General features: G+C 31.4%; 18 protein-coding genes and 1 pseudogene. 5 read left to right on the plus strand and 14 right to left on the minus strand.

Annotated elements, in window-relative coordinates:
* Positions 1–120 precede the first annotated feature (120 nt).
* Positions 121–897 carry a threonine/serine ThrE exporter family protein gene (locus A0083_RS05660; protein ID WP_197552709.1) on the plus strand — a complete coding sequence of 259 codons (777 nt, stop codon included), beginning with the start codon at positions 121–123 and terminating at the stop codon, positions 895–897.
* On the plus strand, positions 894–1,406 hold the full coding sequence (locus A0083_RS05665; protein WP_197552711.1) for a threonine/serine exporter family protein: 513 nt from the start codon (positions 894–896) through the stop codon (positions 1,404–1,406). The genes A0083_RS05660 and A0083_RS05665 overlap by 4 nt, the downstream gene beginning before the upstream one ends.
* 2 nt (positions 1,407–1,408) lie before the next feature.
* On the opposite strand, the gene argS is transcribed toward A0083_RS05665, so the two are convergent.
* The 12 genes and pseudogenes from argS to mnmG form a co-directional block, all read right to left on the minus strand.
* Positions 1,409–3,004 (minus strand): arginine--tRNA ligase, encoded by a 1,596-nt coding sequence (gene argS, locus A0083_RS05670; protein ID WP_197552712.1) that lies wholly within the window; start codon positions 3,002–3,004, stop codon positions 1,409–1,411.
* A 9-nt stretch (positions 3,005–3,013) separates the two neighbouring features.
* Positions 3,014–3,253 carry a twin-arginine translocase TatA/TatE family subunit gene (locus A0083_RS05675; protein WP_120760500.1) on the minus strand — a complete coding sequence of 80 codons (240 nt, stop codon included), beginning with the start codon at positions 3,251–3,253 and terminating at the stop codon, positions 3,014–3,016.
* 1 nt (position 3,254) lies between these two features.
* Positions 3,255–3,869, minus strand: a complete 615-nt coding sequence (gene gmk / locus A0083_RS05680; protein WP_120760502.1) for a guanylate kinase — start codon at positions 3,867–3,869, stop codon at positions 3,255–3,257.
* Entirely contained in the window at positions 3,866–5,362 is a 1,497-nt protein-coding gene (locus A0083_RS05685) for a hypothetical protein (protein WP_197552714.1), read from the minus strand. Before A0083_RS05685 ends, gmk begins: the two co-directional genes overlap by 4 nt.
* Before the next feature lie 57 nt (positions 5,363–5,419).
* Positions 5,420–6,191: pseudogene (gene fliR, locus A0083_RS05690) on the minus strand (flagellar biosynthetic protein FliR).
* The gene (locus A0083_RS05695; protein ID WP_197552716.1) at positions 6,178–6,813 is read right to left on the minus strand and encodes an ABC transporter ATP-binding protein; all 636 of its coding nucleotides are present in this window, start codon (positions 6,811–6,813) and stop codon (positions 6,178–6,180) included. Before A0083_RS05695 ends, fliR begins: the two are co-directional and overlap by 14 nt.
* A gap of 2 nt (positions 6,814–6,815) precedes the next feature.
* Positions 6,816–7,892, minus strand: a complete 1,077-nt coding sequence (gene tsf / locus A0083_RS05700) for a translation elongation factor Ts (protein WP_120760889.1) — start codon at positions 7,890–7,892, stop codon at positions 6,816–6,818.
* Positions 7,892–8,677 (minus strand): 30S ribosomal protein S2, encoded by a 786-nt coding sequence (gene rpsB, locus A0083_RS05705; RefSeq protein ID WP_197552718.1) that lies wholly within the window; start codon positions 8,675–8,677, stop codon positions 7,892–7,894. Before rpsB ends, tsf begins: the two co-directional genes overlap by 1 nt.
* A 174-nt stretch (positions 8,678–8,851) precedes the next feature.
* The gene (locus A0083_RS05710; RefSeq protein ID WP_197552720.1) at positions 8,852–9,979 is read right to left on the minus strand and encodes a c-type cytochrome; all 1,128 of its coding nucleotides are present in this window, start codon (positions 9,977–9,979) and stop codon (positions 8,852–8,854) included.
* Between the two features lie 2 nt (positions 9,980–9,981).
* Positions 9,982–11,226, minus strand: a complete 1,245-nt coding sequence (locus tag A0083_RS05715) for a cytochrome b (RefSeq protein WP_197552722.1) — start codon at positions 11,224–11,226, stop codon at positions 9,982–9,984.
* Position 11,227: 1 nt separating this feature from the next.
* Positions 11,228–11,731 (minus strand): ubiquinol-cytochrome c reductase iron-sulfur subunit, encoded by a 504-nt coding sequence (locus A0083_RS05720; protein ID WP_120760893.1) that lies wholly within the window; start codon positions 11,729–11,731, stop codon positions 11,228–11,230.
* 225 nt (positions 11,732–11,956) lie between these two features.
* Positions 11,957–13,816: a tRNA uridine-5-carboxymethylaminomethyl(34) synthesis enzyme MnmG gene (mnmG, locus tag A0083_RS05725; RefSeq protein WP_197552724.1), complete on the minus strand. Its 1,860-nt coding sequence runs from the start codon at positions 13,814–13,816 to the stop codon at positions 11,957–11,959.
* Positions 13,817–13,941: 125 nt separating this feature from the next.
* Between mnmG and ribE the strand changes: the two genes are divergently transcribed.
* From ribE to A0083_RS05740, 3 genes are read left to right on the plus strand one after another with little or no spacing between them, the layout of a single operon-like run.
* Positions 13,942–14,550: a riboflavin synthase gene (gene ribE / locus A0083_RS05730; RefSeq protein WP_197552726.1), complete on the plus strand. Its 609-nt coding sequence runs from the start codon at positions 13,942–13,944 to the stop codon at positions 14,548–14,550.
* The gene (gene pgeF / locus A0083_RS05735; RefSeq protein ID WP_120760896.1) at positions 14,514–15,191 is read left to right on the plus strand and encodes a peptidoglycan editing factor PgeF; all 678 of its coding nucleotides are present in this window, start codon (positions 14,514–14,516) and stop codon (positions 15,189–15,191) included. The genes ribE and pgeF overlap by 37 nt, the downstream gene beginning before the upstream one ends.
* Positions 15,184–15,390 (plus strand): hypothetical protein, encoded by a 207-nt coding sequence (locus A0083_RS05740; RefSeq protein WP_120760897.1) that lies wholly within the window; start codon positions 15,184–15,186, stop codon positions 15,388–15,390. The genes pgeF and A0083_RS05740 overlap by 8 nt, the downstream gene beginning before the upstream one ends.
* Positions 15,391–15,392: 2 nt before the next feature.
* On the opposite strand, the gene A0083_RS05745 is transcribed toward A0083_RS05740, so the two are convergent.
* The gene (locus A0083_RS05745) at positions 15,393–16,616 is read right to left on the minus strand and encodes a sensor histidine kinase (protein WP_197552728.1); all 1,224 of its coding nucleotides are present in this window, start codon (positions 16,614–16,616) and stop codon (positions 15,393–15,395) included.
* Positions 16,609–17,274 carry a two-component system response regulator DccR gene (gene dccR, locus A0083_RS05750; protein ID WP_120760899.1) on the minus strand — a complete coding sequence of 222 codons (666 nt, stop codon included), beginning with the start codon at positions 17,272–17,274 and terminating at the stop codon, positions 16,609–16,611. Before dccR ends, A0083_RS05745 begins: the two co-directional genes overlap by 8 nt.
* Positions 17,275–17,304: the final 30 nt, after the last annotated feature.

Below are 17,304 nucleotides of genomic sequence, written 5' to 3' on the forward strand. Positions count from 1 at the left end.
TTAAAAATAATGTCAAGTGGATCAACTTATAAAAATTGAGTTTAAAATATTTTAGAATTTATTCAATTTTATGGCTTAATTTTGATAAAATCTTTAAAAATTATTTTATAAAGATTATTTATGGAAAAACCATCAATTCAAAATCTAACCAATTTTTTGATTGAATACATCAGTATATTTTTAAGCGCGGGAACTTATACTGCTAGAGTTTCAAAATGTGTTAGCAGGATAGCTAATGCCTATGGTTATGAAATTAACATGAATTTTTTCTTTCACCACACCACACTTAATATTTTCGATAAGGATGATAACTCCATACAAAGAACCTATATCATACCTAATAAATACGGTCATATTAATTTCAAACTAATTTTAGAACTTAGCGCATTAAGCTGGCAAATTCACGATCATCAATACAATCTAGAAGAAGCTAAGCTTTCTTTGTTAAAATTAAATCAACACCAAAACACTTCTTTTTTAGCCAACTTGTTTTTTGTTTCTATAGCTAATGCTGCATTTTGTAAACTTTTTGGTGGTGATTTATATGGGTGCTTGTTTGTATTTTTAGCTACCATAGTCGGTTTTAGCCTGAGAATTTCACTCACAAAAATCAAAATAGATTTAAGAATTCAATACATTCTTTGTTCGTTTTTGTCCTCTTCTATTGTCTTTTTAGGAGTTGACTTAAAGCTCATACAAGAAGCTAATATTGCCTTGGGCTCTAGTATTTTATATTTAATTCCTGGGGTTTATTTTATAAACTCCATTATTGATATTTTAAAAGACCACATACTCATGGGCTTTAGTCGCATTATTAGCGTGGCTATACTTGTTTGCTGTATAGCGATTGGAATTTATACTACTTTGAGTATTAATGATTTTGGGATTTTAAGATGATTGATTATGGTTCTATTTTTTGGGATATGTTTTTTGCAGCTTTGACAGGATTTGGTTTTGCTTTTGTATGCAACCCTCCTTTTAAAACTCTCATACTTTCAGCTTTTTTAGCTGCTATTGCACATGGGCTACGCTTTACCCTGATGGCTTATTTTGGTTTTCAAACTTTAGCTATTGCTACTTTTATAGCTTCATTTAGCATTGGATGTCTTGGCTTATTTTTAGCAAAAATTTTCAAAACACCCGCTGAAATCATAGCTTTCCCTGCACTTATACCCATGATACCTGGAATTTATGCTTATAAAGCAATTTTATATCTAATTTCATTTATACGTTCAGAAGATATCAACGAAAAAACTAATTTCTTGATTCAATTTTTTGATTATTTTTTAACAACCCTATCAGTAACACTAGCGCTAGCAGTAGGTGTAAGCGTGACTTTATTATTATTTTTTGAGCAAAGCTTTATGATGACAAGAAATGCAAAAAAAGGTAAAAATCACGACTAAAATCAGTCGTGATTCATTTTATTCTTTGCTTCTATACCCATAAGCGCAAAAGCGGTTTTTATGCTTAAAGCACACACAGCAAAAAGTTTCAAAAGCTCATCTTCGTTGCTTGATCCCACAACTTTATTTTCATTGTAAAATTTATGAAATAAAGCAGCTAAGTTTTTTAAATAATCAGGAATTTTTTGCAACGCTCTTGACTCAAATGCATCATTAAGCACTGCTTTTAAATTTAAACTTTCAAACAAAAGATTCATACCATCTTCGTTAAGATTTTCAAATTTAGCATGCATTACATCATCAACACTTTTACCAGCCTTTGCAAATACTTGATGAATTCTTGCATGAGCATAATTAATATAATACACAGGGTTGGAACTGTCTTCTTTTTTAAACTCATCAACATCAAATTCTAGATGCGTATCGCATTTTTTACTAATAAAAATATACCTTAATACATCACTTCCTAGCTCTTCTAAAACATCACCCATTAAGATGAAATTTCCCGCTCTTTTACTCATCTTATAAGGCTCACCATTTTTCAATAATGAAACCATTTGTGCCAAAATAATCTCAAGTTTTTGACTATCGTGTCCTAAAAACTCCATAGCAGCTTTCATTCTAGCTATATAGCCATGATGATCAGCTCCCCAGATATTGATACATTTATCATAAGAACGACTCATTTTATCTTTATGATAAACTATATCAGCTGCTAAATAAGTTCCCTTTCCATCATCTTTAATAATCACACGATCTTTTTCATCACCTTTAGCACTCGAAGCAAGCCAAATTTTGCCATCTTGCTCATAGGTACCGCCGTGTTCTTTTAAAGCTTTTAAGGTGTTTTCTAACTCACTATAATAACTTGTCTCACTCACATAAGTATCGATTGTTATTTTCGCATCTGCTAAATTTTGCTTAATGATTTTTAGCATTTTATCTTTAGCCCAAAGAGCTAGTGATGCGATATTATCTTCGGTGAAAAAATCTTTTTCAAATTCAGCAAAAGCTTCTTTTGCAGTATCTATGATATATTCACCTTTGTAATATTCTTCTGGGTATATCACCTGCTCATTTAAACAATGCTCTTTCACCGCAAGCAATATAGAAAGCCCTAAAAGATAAATTTGATTTCCCGCATCATTAACATAATACTCTGTATCAAATTTATATCCTAAATGTCTAGCAACTCTAGTTAAGGTATCACCAAAAATAGCACCTCTAGCATGTCCTATGTGCAAAGGTCCTGTTGGATTAGCGCTAACATACTCTAGTAAAAAACTTTCGTTTTTTGTCTCATCTTTGGCAAAATTTTCTCCATCGCTCAAAGCTTGTGTTGCTAAAGAATTTAAAAAAGACTTAGAAAGTTTAAAATTAACATAACCATTTAAAGCTTCTACACTCTCAAAACACTCACAGTCTTTTAGTTTAGCAACAATATCATTAGCAATCATCATAGGATTTTGCTTCAACTCTTTAGCTAAAGAAAAAGCTAAAGGTGTTGCAAAATGGGCTAAATTTTTATTTTTAGGATTCTCTAGGATAAAATCTCTTCCTAGTTTTTCTTTGATTTCCTTATAAACTAAAGTTTTCAATTTTATACCTTAAGCTTTTTTTACTTCTTCATTATTTTCTTTTACAAGCACATCTTTTTCGTTGATTTTTTCAATTTTTTGTGCATCATCTTGAACGATTTTTTTATCATCATCGGTATTCATCTCATCTTTAAAGGTTTTAATACCTTTTCCCAAACCCTTAGCAAGTTCTGGAATTTTTTTAGCACCAAAAAGTAACACTACTATCAGTAAGATAATCAACCATTGGGTTCCACTTGGCATATGCATTTTATTCTCCTTTATTCCATTGAATTTGAATTTGTTTTAAATCATGTTTTTTACTTTTTAACTTTGAAGCTTCAAAAATTGCTTCTAGTTGCTTATAGCTTTTTTCAAGATCATCATTAATAATTAAAAAATCATACTGATCTAAATAAGCCATTTCATCACTAGCATTTTCTAATCTTTTGCTAATATCTTCTATTTTATCAGTATTTCGCTTAAGCAATCTTTTTTCAAGCTCTTTTTTATTTTTTGTGGTAATAAACACTGAAGTGATGCAATCTGCCATTTTTTCTCTAGCAATGCAATACCCTTGCACATCGATATCAAAAACAACACTTTTGCCTTCTTTTAAAGCCTGTTTTACAGGTATCAATGAGGTGCCATAGTAGTTTTTATGCACTAAAGCCCACTCTAAAAACTCGCCTTTTTCAATACCCTGTTTAAATTCTTCTTGGGTGATAAAATAATAATCCACTCCGTGTTTTTCGTTTTCTCTAGGAGCTCTTGTTGTACTTGAAATAGAAAAATAAATATTATCTTTTTCTTTAAAAAGCCTTTGAAGCAAGGTGCTTTTACCCGCTCCGCTTGGCCCTGAAATGATCAAAATCTGCCCGCTCAATGTTTATCCTCATCAAAGCTTATATTGATATTTATATTCATCTTCATACCTTTTAAAGCTGCTTTTAAGGTATCATCAGTGATACTTGAAGTGATAGTTTGCGCTATGCTTTTGCTTAACTCATTTACCATTTCATCATCTTGTGGCTCTTGTGATTTTTCTACATTGCTTGTCTTTTCTTCTTTAGCAGCTAAGCTAGCTACAGCTAACTCTTCGCCCAAAGCAAGCATAATATCACTTTCGCTTAAATTCGCAAATTCATCTTGCTCTTCTATATTTTCTTCTATATTTTCTTCTATATTTTCTTCTATATTTTCTTCTATATTTTCTTCTATATTTTCTTCTATATTTTCTTCTATATTTTCTTCTATATTTTCTTCTATATTTTCTTCTATATTTTCTTCTATATTTTCTTCTATATTTTCTTCTATATTTTCTTCTATATTTTCTTCTATATTTTCTTCTACAATGTCACCTAACTGCTCATCATTATTGCTAAGTTCTTGGTTATCAAAATCTTGCATTAATTCCTCATCAAGACCGTTAAGCTCCTCATCAAGCTCATCAATGGCTGCAAGTTCTTCTTTAATTTTATCTTGAGTACTTAACTCCTCTTCAGGCTCAAAATCCATAGCCTCATCTTCTAAAAGCTCTTCCACTAAAGGTTCTTTTTCATCGGCTGGAATTTCTTCATCTTTTTCCTCTCCGATAAATTGAGCATCACCTGGCAAGTCATCAAAATTCATTTCTTTTTCAACCACTTCTTCAACTACAGGTAAGTCTTCTAAGGAATCAAAAGACGCCGGGGCTTCATCTACATTTTCATCTACATTTTCATCTACATTTTCATCTACATTTTCATCTACATTTTCATCTACATTTTCATCTACATTTTCATCTACATTTTCATCTTGGAAATCAGCTAAAAGCAAATCATCTTCTAGTTGCTTATCTTCCAATCCACTTGCAGCTAAAGAACCATCCTCTGATTTTAACTCACTGTCTAAACTATCTTCAAAAAACTCTTCTTGCAAGCTTAAATCTTCTTCGCTTAAATTCTCTTCATGCTCAGACAAATCAATACCTTCAAGCAATTCATTACCATCTAAAGGTGTATCTTTATCTATTAACACATCATCTCCATCGTCAAAACTTAACTCATCTTCACTCAAATCTTCTTTTTTATCATCAACCACCAAAGCACTACCCTCACCTAAAAGCTCAATAAAATCAGTAGGTAAAAATGGTTTATACAAGCATTCAACACCATCTATTTTTTCCTGATTTCTAGGTAATAAATATATCAATCTAGTACATTTATCTTTTAACTCATCTAAATTAGCTTCTATATCATGATCTAATATAATTACATCATAAAATTCCTCGAGTTCATCAGTTGTTAAAACTTCTTCAAAATCATAGCCTAGCTTTTGAACTCCTAAACTAACTAGCTTTGAAACAGCTGTATTAGAATTTATGAGTAAAACCTTCATTATCATCTCCCGTATAAAGAAATATCTTATTTTAAAACATTTTTAATTATTTATTGCTTATATATTAAAAAATAATAACTCCATATGTTCAAAACTTTTAATCATAAGACTTTTAAAATACTGCATCATAATCATCAAAATGGCAATCAATACCGCAAAAGATAAAAATATCTTAATAGGATAACCTACCACCAAAAGATTAAATTGAGGCATAGTTTTCATAAGCATACCAAAAATCACATCTGAAAGCAAAGATATTGCTAAGATTGGAAATGCCATCGAAAAACCCAATACAAAGATATTAACCATAGCTTTATTTAAATAAAGCATTAAATTTTCATGTGGGTAAAATCCACCCAAGCTAATATACTCTAACGAATTAGAGATAAAAAGCAAAATCAAATGGTGTCCATCAAAAGCCAAAAAAACAAGCAAAGCAAGCAAATTTAAAATTTGTGATATCACGGGTGTATTAGCACCGGTTGTTGGATCCATAACACTAGCCATAGAAAAACCCATAGTAAAAGAAACTTGCTCACCTGCCATTTGTAAAATAGCAAATGTCATTTGCAAAATAAGTCCAGCAATCATACCAAAAAGCACTTCTGCTAAAAGATATAAAATAAAAAAAGAATCAGGACTAGTTCCCTCTAGTCTTGCTAATGGATATAAAAACATTGTAAAAAATAATACCAAGGTTGTTTTTACCACCAAAGGAATGTTATTATGTGAAAAAAATGGAAAAAAAAACAATCAAACCACTCATTCTAGCAAATAAAAGCATGAAAATGACTACATTTTCATCACCTAAATATTTAACAAATTCCATGATTGCTTAAGTGAAATACCTTGTCGCATTTTTTTGCAAGCTCATGATCATGTGTAACAAAAACCAAAGCTGCATTGTTTTCTTTAACATAATCAATCAAAATATCCATAACGTTTAAGGCATTTTTATAATCTAAATTTCCCGTAGCTTCATCAGCAAAAATAATCTTAGGTTTTTTAGTCAACACCCTAGCTATACTTACTCTTTGCTGTTGACCACCACTTAGTTTTGTGATTTTTTGATGCATTAAATTTGCAATATCAAGTTTATCTAGTAGTTTATAATCAATACTTTGCTCACTTAAAATACTAGCAAGCTCTATATTTTCTAAAGCCAAAAAACCTTTAAATAAATAATGCATTTGAAAAATGATACCAAAATCTTTTCTGCGAATTTGCAACAAAGCATCATCATTTAATGTGTAAAGATCTTGATTGTGATAAAAAATTTTCCCCGACTGTGGTTTTAATAGAGTGGATAAAATATGCAAAAGAGTGGATTTACCACATCCACTACTTCCTTGTATCGCAATACAATCTTTTGCATTTATAGTAAAATTTAGGTTTTCAAAAAGCGGAATATCAAAACTGTGGCTTAAATTTTCCGCTTTTAAAAGTTCCATTGTTAACCAATTTGAGCAGCAACTTCAGCAGCAAAATCTTCGGTTTTCTTTTCTAAACCCTCGCCTACTTCGAAACGGATGAATTCAACTATTTTAATAGTTCCACCGAGTTCCTTTTCCTTCTCAGCGATTACTTGTTCTATAGTTTTTTTATCATCCATTACATAAAACTGACCCATTAAAGTAAGTCTACTATCAAGTTGAGAGTTGTCTGCGATAAAACTGTTTAATTTACCAGGAATGATATTAGGCCAAATTTTTTCAGGTTTACCTTGAGCTTGAAGTTCAGCCTTAATAGCTTCTTCAGCTGCTTGAATTACTTCTTGAGTTAGCTGTTTTCTACTTGCATATTTTGGAATTTTATGCTCTGGTTTGTTAGGATCTTTTAATCTTCTTCTCTCTTCGTTTTCTTTTTCTAACTCAGCAACTAAAGCTTTATATTCATTCTCTACAAAGTCCATATCAAGTTCTTCATAAGATAAATAACTTGGCTTCATTGCAGCAATATGCATACAAAGATGTTTTAAAAAGTCTCCACATTTACTAGCCGTAGCCTCGCTATCACAAGCAGCAGCGATAACTACACCCACACGACCATTAGTATGAATATAGCCATTTACTATACCATTAGCTTCAGCCTTTAAAGTAGCAAATCTTCTTACAACTAAATTTTCACCAATAGTTGCAATTTGACTTTTCAAATACTCTTCAAATTTAACACCATTAATTTCACTTGAGTGTAATTCTTCTACGCTTTGAAGATTTTTACTCTGAATGTGTGCTGTTGCATCTTTTGTTAAAGCAATAAACTGCTCATTTTTAGCAACAAAGTCTGTCTCTGAATTAATTTCGCTTACTGTAGCACATTTAAAATCATCACTTACTTTTACGCTAACTAAGCCTTCAGCAGCCAAACGATCAGCTTTTTTATCAGCTTTACCAAGACCTTTTTCTCTTAAAAGTTGCACTGCCTTTTCAAAATCACCATCAGTGTCTTTTAAAGCATTTTTACAATCCATCATACCTGCGCCAGTACTTTCGCGCAGTTCTTTTACCATTTGTGCAGTGATTTCAGCCATTACTCTTTATCTCCTTCAAAATCTTCTTCACTCATAGCTTCTTCTAAAACTTCTTTTTTTTCTTCTTCAGAGATTGGTTGCTCTTCACTTGCTTCACCATCTTGCTCTCTTAAAGCTTTACCCTCATTGATAGCTTCAGCCATTTCTTGACAGAAAAGTTGAACTGAACGAATTGCATCATCATTTCCTGGTATTGGATAATCAACTAAATCAGGATCGCAGTTTGTATCTAGTGGAGCAACCACAGGAATTTTTAATCTATTCGCTTCTTGTACTGCAATTTTTTCTTTCACAGTATCGATTACAAAAATCATATCCGGTTGAGTTTTCATGTATCTAATACCACCAAGATATGCTAGTAATTTTTCTTTTTTTCTTGTAAGCATTAAAGCTTCTTTTTTAGTTAAAAGTTTAATACTTCCATCTTCTTCCATTTTTTCTATTACTTCTAATTTTCTAATAGATTGGCGGATTGTTCCAAAATTTGTCATCATACCACCAAGCCATCTATGATTTACATAAGGCATACCACATTTTTCAGCATACTCTTTAATCGCTCCACCCGCTTGCTTTTTAGTGCCAACAAATAAAATTGTTTTACCTTCTGCAGCAGCATCGCGAACGATATTATATGTATATCTAAAATATCTAAGTGTTTTTTGTAAATCGATTACATAGATACCTTTTCTTTCACCAAAAATAAATTTTTTCATTTTTGGATTCCATCTTCTTGTTTGGTGTCCAAAGTGTACACCACACTCTAATAAATCTCTCATGCTTACCATGAAATTCTCCTTGAAATAAAATAATTTAGGTTTATTCCTCCGCATTCTTTAACCCATAAGCAACCTAATAAGGAAATTAATGCGTGTGAAATGAAAGAATATTATATCAAATTTTATTTTATATTTAGCTTATTATTGAAGAAAAAGAACGCCTTAAGGCGTTCTTTGAGTAAATTAGTGTAATTTAGACCAAACTGATCTTTTCCAGCCTATAGCAAAGATACTTAAGATAGCAAAGAATATCATAATGTAAATTCCTGTTTGCTCTCTTTCTTCTTTTTTGCTGTCACCAACTTTTTCAAGATAATTTATAACTTGAGTTTGCGCTTTTTCATTTAAACCAACTCTTGGCATAGCAGTACCGTGAATTTTCTTTTGTGGTTCATTGATGAAAATCTCAAGATAATGTGCACCTTTAGAACGAATCATCATAGATAAATCCGGAGGAGTCATACCAAGATAGTTTTTCAAATCACTCATATTTGAACTTGAAACAAAACCATCATATTTCACATCATGGCATCTTCCACAAGCATTTTCAAAGGTATGCTTGCTTTTTATAAAATCAAATTCTTTAGTTATCAAAGCCGCTTTTTCTTGTTCTGAAAGCTCTTGATTTTTTGCATATTTTTCATCTAATTCAGTTTTTAATTTTGCATCAAAATCTTTTTCATATGCATTAGCTGTATCTTTGAAGAACGCGATTAAATCTGCTAAATCCTGACTATCTTGTGCTTCATCACCGCTTAAAGGATAAGCAGGCATTAAGAAAGGATTTTCATCGTTAAATTTGTGTGAAATTTGCAAAGCTTTAACCGGATCAACAATCAATGCTGCTAAAAATTTCTCATCATAAATAGCACCTGCATCACTTAAATCAGGTGGTGTCACACCCAAAGAAGAATCTGTGATAGTCGCAGGAATTTCTGCTGCTTTAACACCATGACACGCGATACAATTTCCCTCAAAAAGCTCTTTACCTTTTTGAGCATTACCTTTAGTAAAATCAATTTTTGCTATTTTTTCCCACAACTGCTTAGTTGCTTCTTCTTGGCTTTGAGCAAGCTCTAATGCTTTTTGTGTATTAGCAATAGCTTTTTCATTACCCGAAGCATTTGCATCAATAGCCGCTTTTTGCTTTAAAGCCAATTCATTTTTAGTAAATTCTGCATCAGCTTTTGCAAAATCAAAATTTACTGGTGTTGAAGGAGGGTTCATCACCGAATGCGCATAAGGCTCAACTCCCCAATATACTAAACCTGTGAAAAAGACAACTATAAAAAATATCTTTAACTCTCTCATTATTAGCCCCTTTTTCTTTCCATGATAGTAATAATTGGCAATACCACTAATAATAGTAATAAAAATACCATAGAAGCATAAAATCCTATCCAAGCATTGATACCTGTTGGAGGAAGTTTACCATAAACTGTCAACACGATTAAATCTATCAATAACACCCAAAACCATATAAAGAACATCGGTCTTTCATGTGCAGGTTTTACCACATCACTTCTATCAAGCCAAGGCAATAAGAAGAAGATAATTTGCGCTATACCAAATGCCGCAAGTCCTATATCAAACGCTTTAATACTTCCAATATCAAAGAAAAATCCTCTTAATACTTCATAACTCCACAAGAAATACCACTCAGGATAAATATGAGGAGGGGTTTTTAAAGAGTTCGCAGGATCAAAGTTGATCGGATCCATTGCAAAATTAAATTTAAAACATACCAAATAAAAGAAGAAAATCATAAATAAAGCAATATACATGAAGTCTTTAGCTAAAAATCCTGGCCAAAAAGGAATTACTTTAGAACCTTTTGTGTCACCTGCTAAATATTTTTCAGCTTCTAAGTCAAAATCAATTTCTTCTGCGATTTCATTATTAACATGAGGAATTCTCAAAGAATAAAAGTGAAATGCAATAATCGCCAAAATCACAATCGGTAGTAAACACACATGCAGCATGAAAAATCTTGTTAAGGTTGGATCAGATACTGCAAAATCCCCTCTTATCCAAATAACCAAAGCATCACCTATAAAAGGAATTCCACCAAAAAGTTGCGTAATAACTTGTGCAGCCCAAAAGCTCATTTGTCCCCAAGGTAGCATATAACCGCTAAATGCTTCTGCTGAAAAGACAACAAATAAAAGCATACCACTAACCCAAATCATCTCACGGCCTTTTTTATAAGAACCATAATAAATTCCAGTTAGCATATGAATATAGATAATCAAAAACACAACCGAAGCTGCAACACCATGCATATGACGCCAAAGCCAGCCATATTCAACTTCTTGCATGATAGTTTTATTTACGCTATCAAAAGCCAAAGCCACATCCGGCTTATAATACATTACTAAAAATAAACCCGAGATAAATAAAATAGCAAAAAGAGTGGTTAAAATAACACCCATTGCCCATAAGAAATTTATTTGTTTTGGTATCCAATATTGAGCCATTAATACATTAAAAAGCTTATTTACAGCTAATCTTTGATCAAGCCAATCTACAATACCATTAGCTTTTTTTATTTGTGCCATATCAAGCCTCCGCGATCATTTTTTTATATTCAGGACCTTCTTCGCCTAATACCAATTTCGTTCCATCGATTCTAAAAGGAGGAATATCTAAAGGTCTTGGAGGAGGACCAAATACATTTTTACCGCTAGTGTCAAACTCGCCACCATGGCACGCACATTTAAATAATTTCTCACTTGGAGCATAGGCTGGAATACAGCCCAAATGCGTGCAAAGACCAATAACCACAGTATAAGCAACATCACCAACAACAACATCTCTGCTGCTATCTTTTGCCATATCTGCATCTTTTTTTAAGATAAATATTGGTTTTTTACGCCATTCGATTGTTCTTAATTCGCCCTCTTTCATGCCAGAAAGATCTACAGTAGTAATACCTGCTGCTTTTACACTTGGGAGCGGATCCCATGTTTTTTTCATTGCAACTAATGAAAAAGCACCACCCACAGCAGCTACTGTTCCAAAGGCAAAGCCCATAAAGCTTCGTCTACTTTCAGATGTAGCCATTTTACTTCCTTTGTTTTGATTTGTATGTAAAACATAACAGTTTATCTAAAAAATAATAAATTTTTTCTTTTGAAAAACGTTTATATTAAATTTAATTTTCTAAAATAAACATCACTTGCGATTGATTAAAACACAATATAAGTCTGATTATCACGGAGAAAAATATAATAAATATCAAAATTATTTCAAAGACTTAATAATCATCTTTGAAATAATACAACTATATCATTTTTTATCGTTTTTCATTTTAATATAAATATGCAAGATATCTAAAGCAGCAGGAGTAATGCCACTAATTTGTGAAGCTGCAAAAATAGTAGGTGGATTAAATTTTTGTAGTTTTTCTACCACCTCATTGCTTAAACCACTTACACTTTTAAAGTCAAAATTTTCAGGAATTTTTAGCTCATTTAAATTTTTCATTTTTTCAATTTGTGCTTTTTGCATTGCAATATAATGATAGTACTTCGCTTCATTTAAAATTTCATTTAAAGAATACTCGTCCATATTTTTAAACATCTCATCTAAAGTTTTTAGCTTTTCTATATTAAAACTGGCCCTTGCAACAATTTTTTGCAAAGCAACAATGGAAGTGATTTTTTCTTCTCCTATGCTTTGTAAAAAATCATTGTTTTGATTACTTGGAGTCCATGTAGTGCAAAGTAAAAATTTAAGCCCCTGATCAACATTTTGTTTTATATTTTTTATATAAACATAGTCTTCTTGGCTTAAAAGTTTAAAATTATAACCATACTCTCCTAGTCTTAAAATAGCGTTTTCTTCTCTTAAGAGTAGTCTATACTCAGCTCTTGAAGTAAACATTCTGTAAGGCTCTTTAGTGCCTTTCATAACCAAATCATCGATCAAAACTCCTATATAAGCCTCATCACGCCCTAGCACAAAAGGCTCTTTTTCATCGATTGCTAAAACTGCATTTATCCCTGCCATAAATCCCTGTGCAGCCGCTTCTTCATAACCGGTTGTCCCGTTAATTTGCCCAGCACAGTATAAATTTTTAATTTTTTTGGTTTCTAAAGTATGTTTTAGCTCTGTTGGATCAATATAATCATATTCTATAGCATAACCAAAACGCGTGATTTTAGCATTTTCAAAACCTTTTATACTTCTTAACATTGCAATTTGCACTTCATAAGGAAGAGAGGTAGAAAAACCATTGATATAATATTCTGTTGCATCTTTAGTTTGAGGTTCTATAAATAAATGATGACTTTCTTTATCACCAAAGCGATTAATCTTATCTTCAATAGAAGGGCAATATCTTGGCCCTATTCCTTCAATTTGTCCTGTGAAAAGCGGTGCACGATAAAAATTATTCTTAATAATCTCATGCGTAGTGAGATTGGTTCTTGCAATATAACATGGAAGCTGATTAGGTTTGAAATTTTTGGTTTTAAAGCTAAATGCTTTAGGGTTTTCATCTCCGGGCTGAATTTCTAAAACACTAAAGTCAATACTTTTTGCATCTACTCTTGGACAAGTTCCTGTTTTTAACCTTCCCACTTTTAAACCACTTTGCTTTAAATAATCTCCCAAATTTACAGAAGCAAGCTCACCAACCCTGCCAGCTTGAAGTTTAGTTTCGCCTATATGGATAAGTCCATTTAAAAAAGTTCCTGTTGTTAGTATGATTTTTTTAGCAAAATATGTATTTTCTAAATTAGTTTTAACTCCTCTTAACTCATCATTTTCTACAATCAAAGACAATACCTGCTCTTGAGAAATTTCTAAATTCTCAAGCTTTAAAAGCATATTTCTAGCACAAATTCTATAAGCATCCATGTCAATTTGTGCTCTACTCCCACGCACTGCAACACCTTTGCTTTCATTTAAAATTCTAAATTGAATTCCAGCCTCATCAGTAATTTGCCCCATAAGTCCACCCATAGCATCAAGCTCTTTTACTAAGTGTCCCTTTGCTAAACCACCTATGGCAGGATTACAACTTGCAGCACCAATTTGTTCGATTAAAGTAGTTAAAAGTAAAGTTTTTTTACCCATTTTAGCAGCCGCAGCACTTGCCTCAACCCCAGCATGCCCGCCACCAATTACGATTATATCATACATATTTTGACCTCATTTTTACTAAAAAAGGCAAAAATTATATAATAATTTTTAAAATAAAACACTAAAAATATTTTTTGAAATTTAAAAGTTTTAGATAAAATCTCATAAAAAATACAAGGTTTTGAATGTTTAATGGATTAATCCGGGAATTAGCCTTTGTTAAATCTTATGAAAACAATACCTTAAGACTAAAGGCTACTTACCAACCAAAACTCGGCGATAGCATTGCTGTTAATGGTGCATGCTTAAGTGTAACCCAGCTATTTGATGATGGTTTTAATCTCGAGCTTTCTTATGAAACAAGAACTCGCATAGTAGTTGAAAATCTAAAAGACTATGTACATATTGAACCTGCTTTACGCTATGGCGATAGAATAGATGGACACTTAATGCAAGGACATATTGATGGTATCGGTAAAATTAATAATATTATCAAAAAAGAAAATGGAGTAGATTTTTATATCAAATGTCCTAATGATATACAAATATATATGGCAAATAAAGCTAGCGTTGCTATAGATGGGGTAAGCTTAACCATTAATGAAGTTTTAAATGATGGCATTCGCTTGACTATCATCCCTATAACTTTTGAAGAAACCTTGTTTAAAACTTACAACATAGGAAGAAAAGTCAACATAGAAAGTGATCTTTTAGCAAGGTATATTCATAGACAACTACACTATAAAAAAGAACCTTCATGGCAAGAAATAGACAAAATCACATCACTTTATTAGAAAATGATCATTGTAAAGCTTTCATAGCCTTTGATCAAGACTATAATATTTTTAGAGCCAACATTCACACTAATATTTTTCCTTGGGAAAAAACCATACAAAAATGCGTATTTTTAAACCAAATTCATTCAAACATCATCACTTGCTATGATAAAAACTTTCACTTTGATGCTGATGGAGTAATTAGCGAGAAAAAAAACATTGCCTTGTGTGTTTTAAGTGCTGATTGCTTGCCTGTGCTTTTATATGATTGTAAAAACCAAAGCATAGCTGCATTACATGCTGGAAGAAAAGGATGTTTTGAAAATATCTTAAAAGAAGCTGTCTTAAAAATGCAAAAAAATTTTAATACTCAGGTAAAAAATTTAAAACTCATACTTTCAGCAGGAATTTGTGCTAAAAACTATGAAATCAATGGAGAACTTTTAGAATTGAGTAGGCAAAGGTTTACATCTTTTTTATATGGAAATAAACTTGATTTAAAAGCATTAATCAAATTTCAAGCAAAAGAATTGGGGATTGAAGATATTTTTGATATCAATCTTTGCACTTTTGATGATGAGAGATTTTTCTCATATAGAAAAAACAAAACCCCAAAGCGCATTGTTAGCGTGATTTATTTAAAGGATCAAAATGTATGAAATAAAAAATTTACTAGCACTAAAAATTTTACAAAAAGCAAGAGAGCTAGGCGATAATGATTTAAGCAATGAGCTTTTAATCACACAAATGCTAAAACACGACTTACAAAAATTAAAACAAAATGATACTAAAAATTTAGGCGAAGTATTTACCACACTCATTAACGCTAAAGAAAAAGCCAAGATGAGTAATAAATAATCTTAAAACTTCCAACTTAAGATAAATTTTGTTCCTTTGTTTAATTCACTTTCTACTTTAATATCAATAAGATGATCTTTGCAAATTTTATCCACCAAAGAAAGTCCTATCCCAAAACCTCCTTGATTTTCATTAAATCTTGAATAGCGTTCGAATATATTGGCTAAATTTTCTTTTGCAATACCACATCCACTATCTTCTATCTCAAGGCTTTGTTTTAAAAGAGTTATTTTTATATGACCATTTTTGATATTGTATTTAATTGCATTATTCACAAGATTATCAAACATTTTAAAAAACTGCTCTTTATTGGCATAAATTTTCCCATCATCTTCCAAAAAAAGCTCCAAAGTAATGTTTTTTTGCTCTAAAAAAATCTTAAAATACTCCATTCTTTCTTTAATCAAGTCTTTTAAATATATCCAATCTTTTTTAGCTTCATAAGCTTGATAAAAATTTAAAAAAGTCAAATCAGAATACAAATGACTTAAGGTTAAAGCAGCTATCTTTACACGCTTTAAGGCTTTTATTTCTTCAAAATTTTTCTTTCTTTCCAAACTCTCCACACTCATCAATATGGCACTAATTGGAGTGTTAATTTCATGTGTGGTATCTTTAATAAAATTATTTAAAAATCGTATCCTCATCTCCAAAGGTTTAAGTGCAAATTTTAAAATAAAATACCCTACTATGCTTACAAAAACCAAAGAAAACACCATAGCCAAAGCAACCTTAAACCTAATCAAACCAAGCTCTTTAGATATATCATCACCTTGTATTAAAATCCTCAAGCGATTGACATCACCTAGTATTTCCAAAGCACTTTGACCTTGATGATCATCTAGCAAGAGATTGTTTAAATTAACATCGGCTATATAAATCACAGTATTATTATTATAAATACTTGCATTATTAAGTTTAAAAAATGTTGTTTGAGCAGGTATATCAAGACTAGAAAAATACACTCTAGTTCTATCAAAAACCGCAAATTTGATATTAGAAATTTGTGCAATTTTTTTCGCGCTTTTTTCTATAGGCTCAAAGCGTGATTTTTCCATTTGTAAACTTATAAATCGATGTTCTTGTCGTAAATTTATACTATGATCACTTACTAATTCTTCGATTAATTTTGCATACCATACCCCAAAAAGTACAGCTAGTACACTTCCTATGCTCACTAAGTACAAGGTTAAAATTTGCCATGCTACACGCTTGGCTTCATACATAACAATACCCTCTTCCTCTTTGATTTACAATACTATCTTTACCCAGAATTTTTCTTAAATTTTTTACATAAGCTCTTAAACTAAGCTCACTTGGTTCTTGATCATACTCCCATATTTCTTCAAAAATATATGCAGTGTCTATAAATTTCCCTTTGTTTTTAAGCAATAAAGATAAAAGCTTTAGTTCTTTTAAAGGCAAAGATAAAGGTTTATCATTTTGATACAAAGTCTGCGACACAAAAGCAAATTTAAAACCATTACCCAAATCTTCATAGTCTTCATTTTTATGCGCAAAAGAGCGCTTTAAAATAGCATTGATTCTTATTTTCAATTCTTCTAATTCAAATGGTTTTTTAATATAATCATCACATCCACTTTCAAAGCCTTTTTGTAAATCCATTGTGGTATTTAAAGAAGTCATGAAAATTGCAGGAGTATACTTACCCGACTGTCTTAAATTTTTAAGCACACTAAAGCCATCTCCCAAAGGAACTTTCACATCTAAAATCCACAAGTCAAAATTTTTCTCATATGCCTTATCTTGAGCATCTTGCGCATTATCTACTAGGGTTACTCCAAAACCTTCTTCTTCTAAAAATTCACTCACAATTTCACCTAGATTAATGTCATCTTCTAGTAAAAGAATTTGGGTTGGCATTTTTATCCTTCTTGTTGGTTTTACTTTATA

It is taken from the genome of Campylobacter sp. 2014D-0216 (assembly GCF_014931215.1).
Taxonomy (GTDB): domain Bacteria; phylum Campylobacterota; class Campylobacteria; order Campylobacterales; family Campylobacteraceae; genus Campylobacter_D.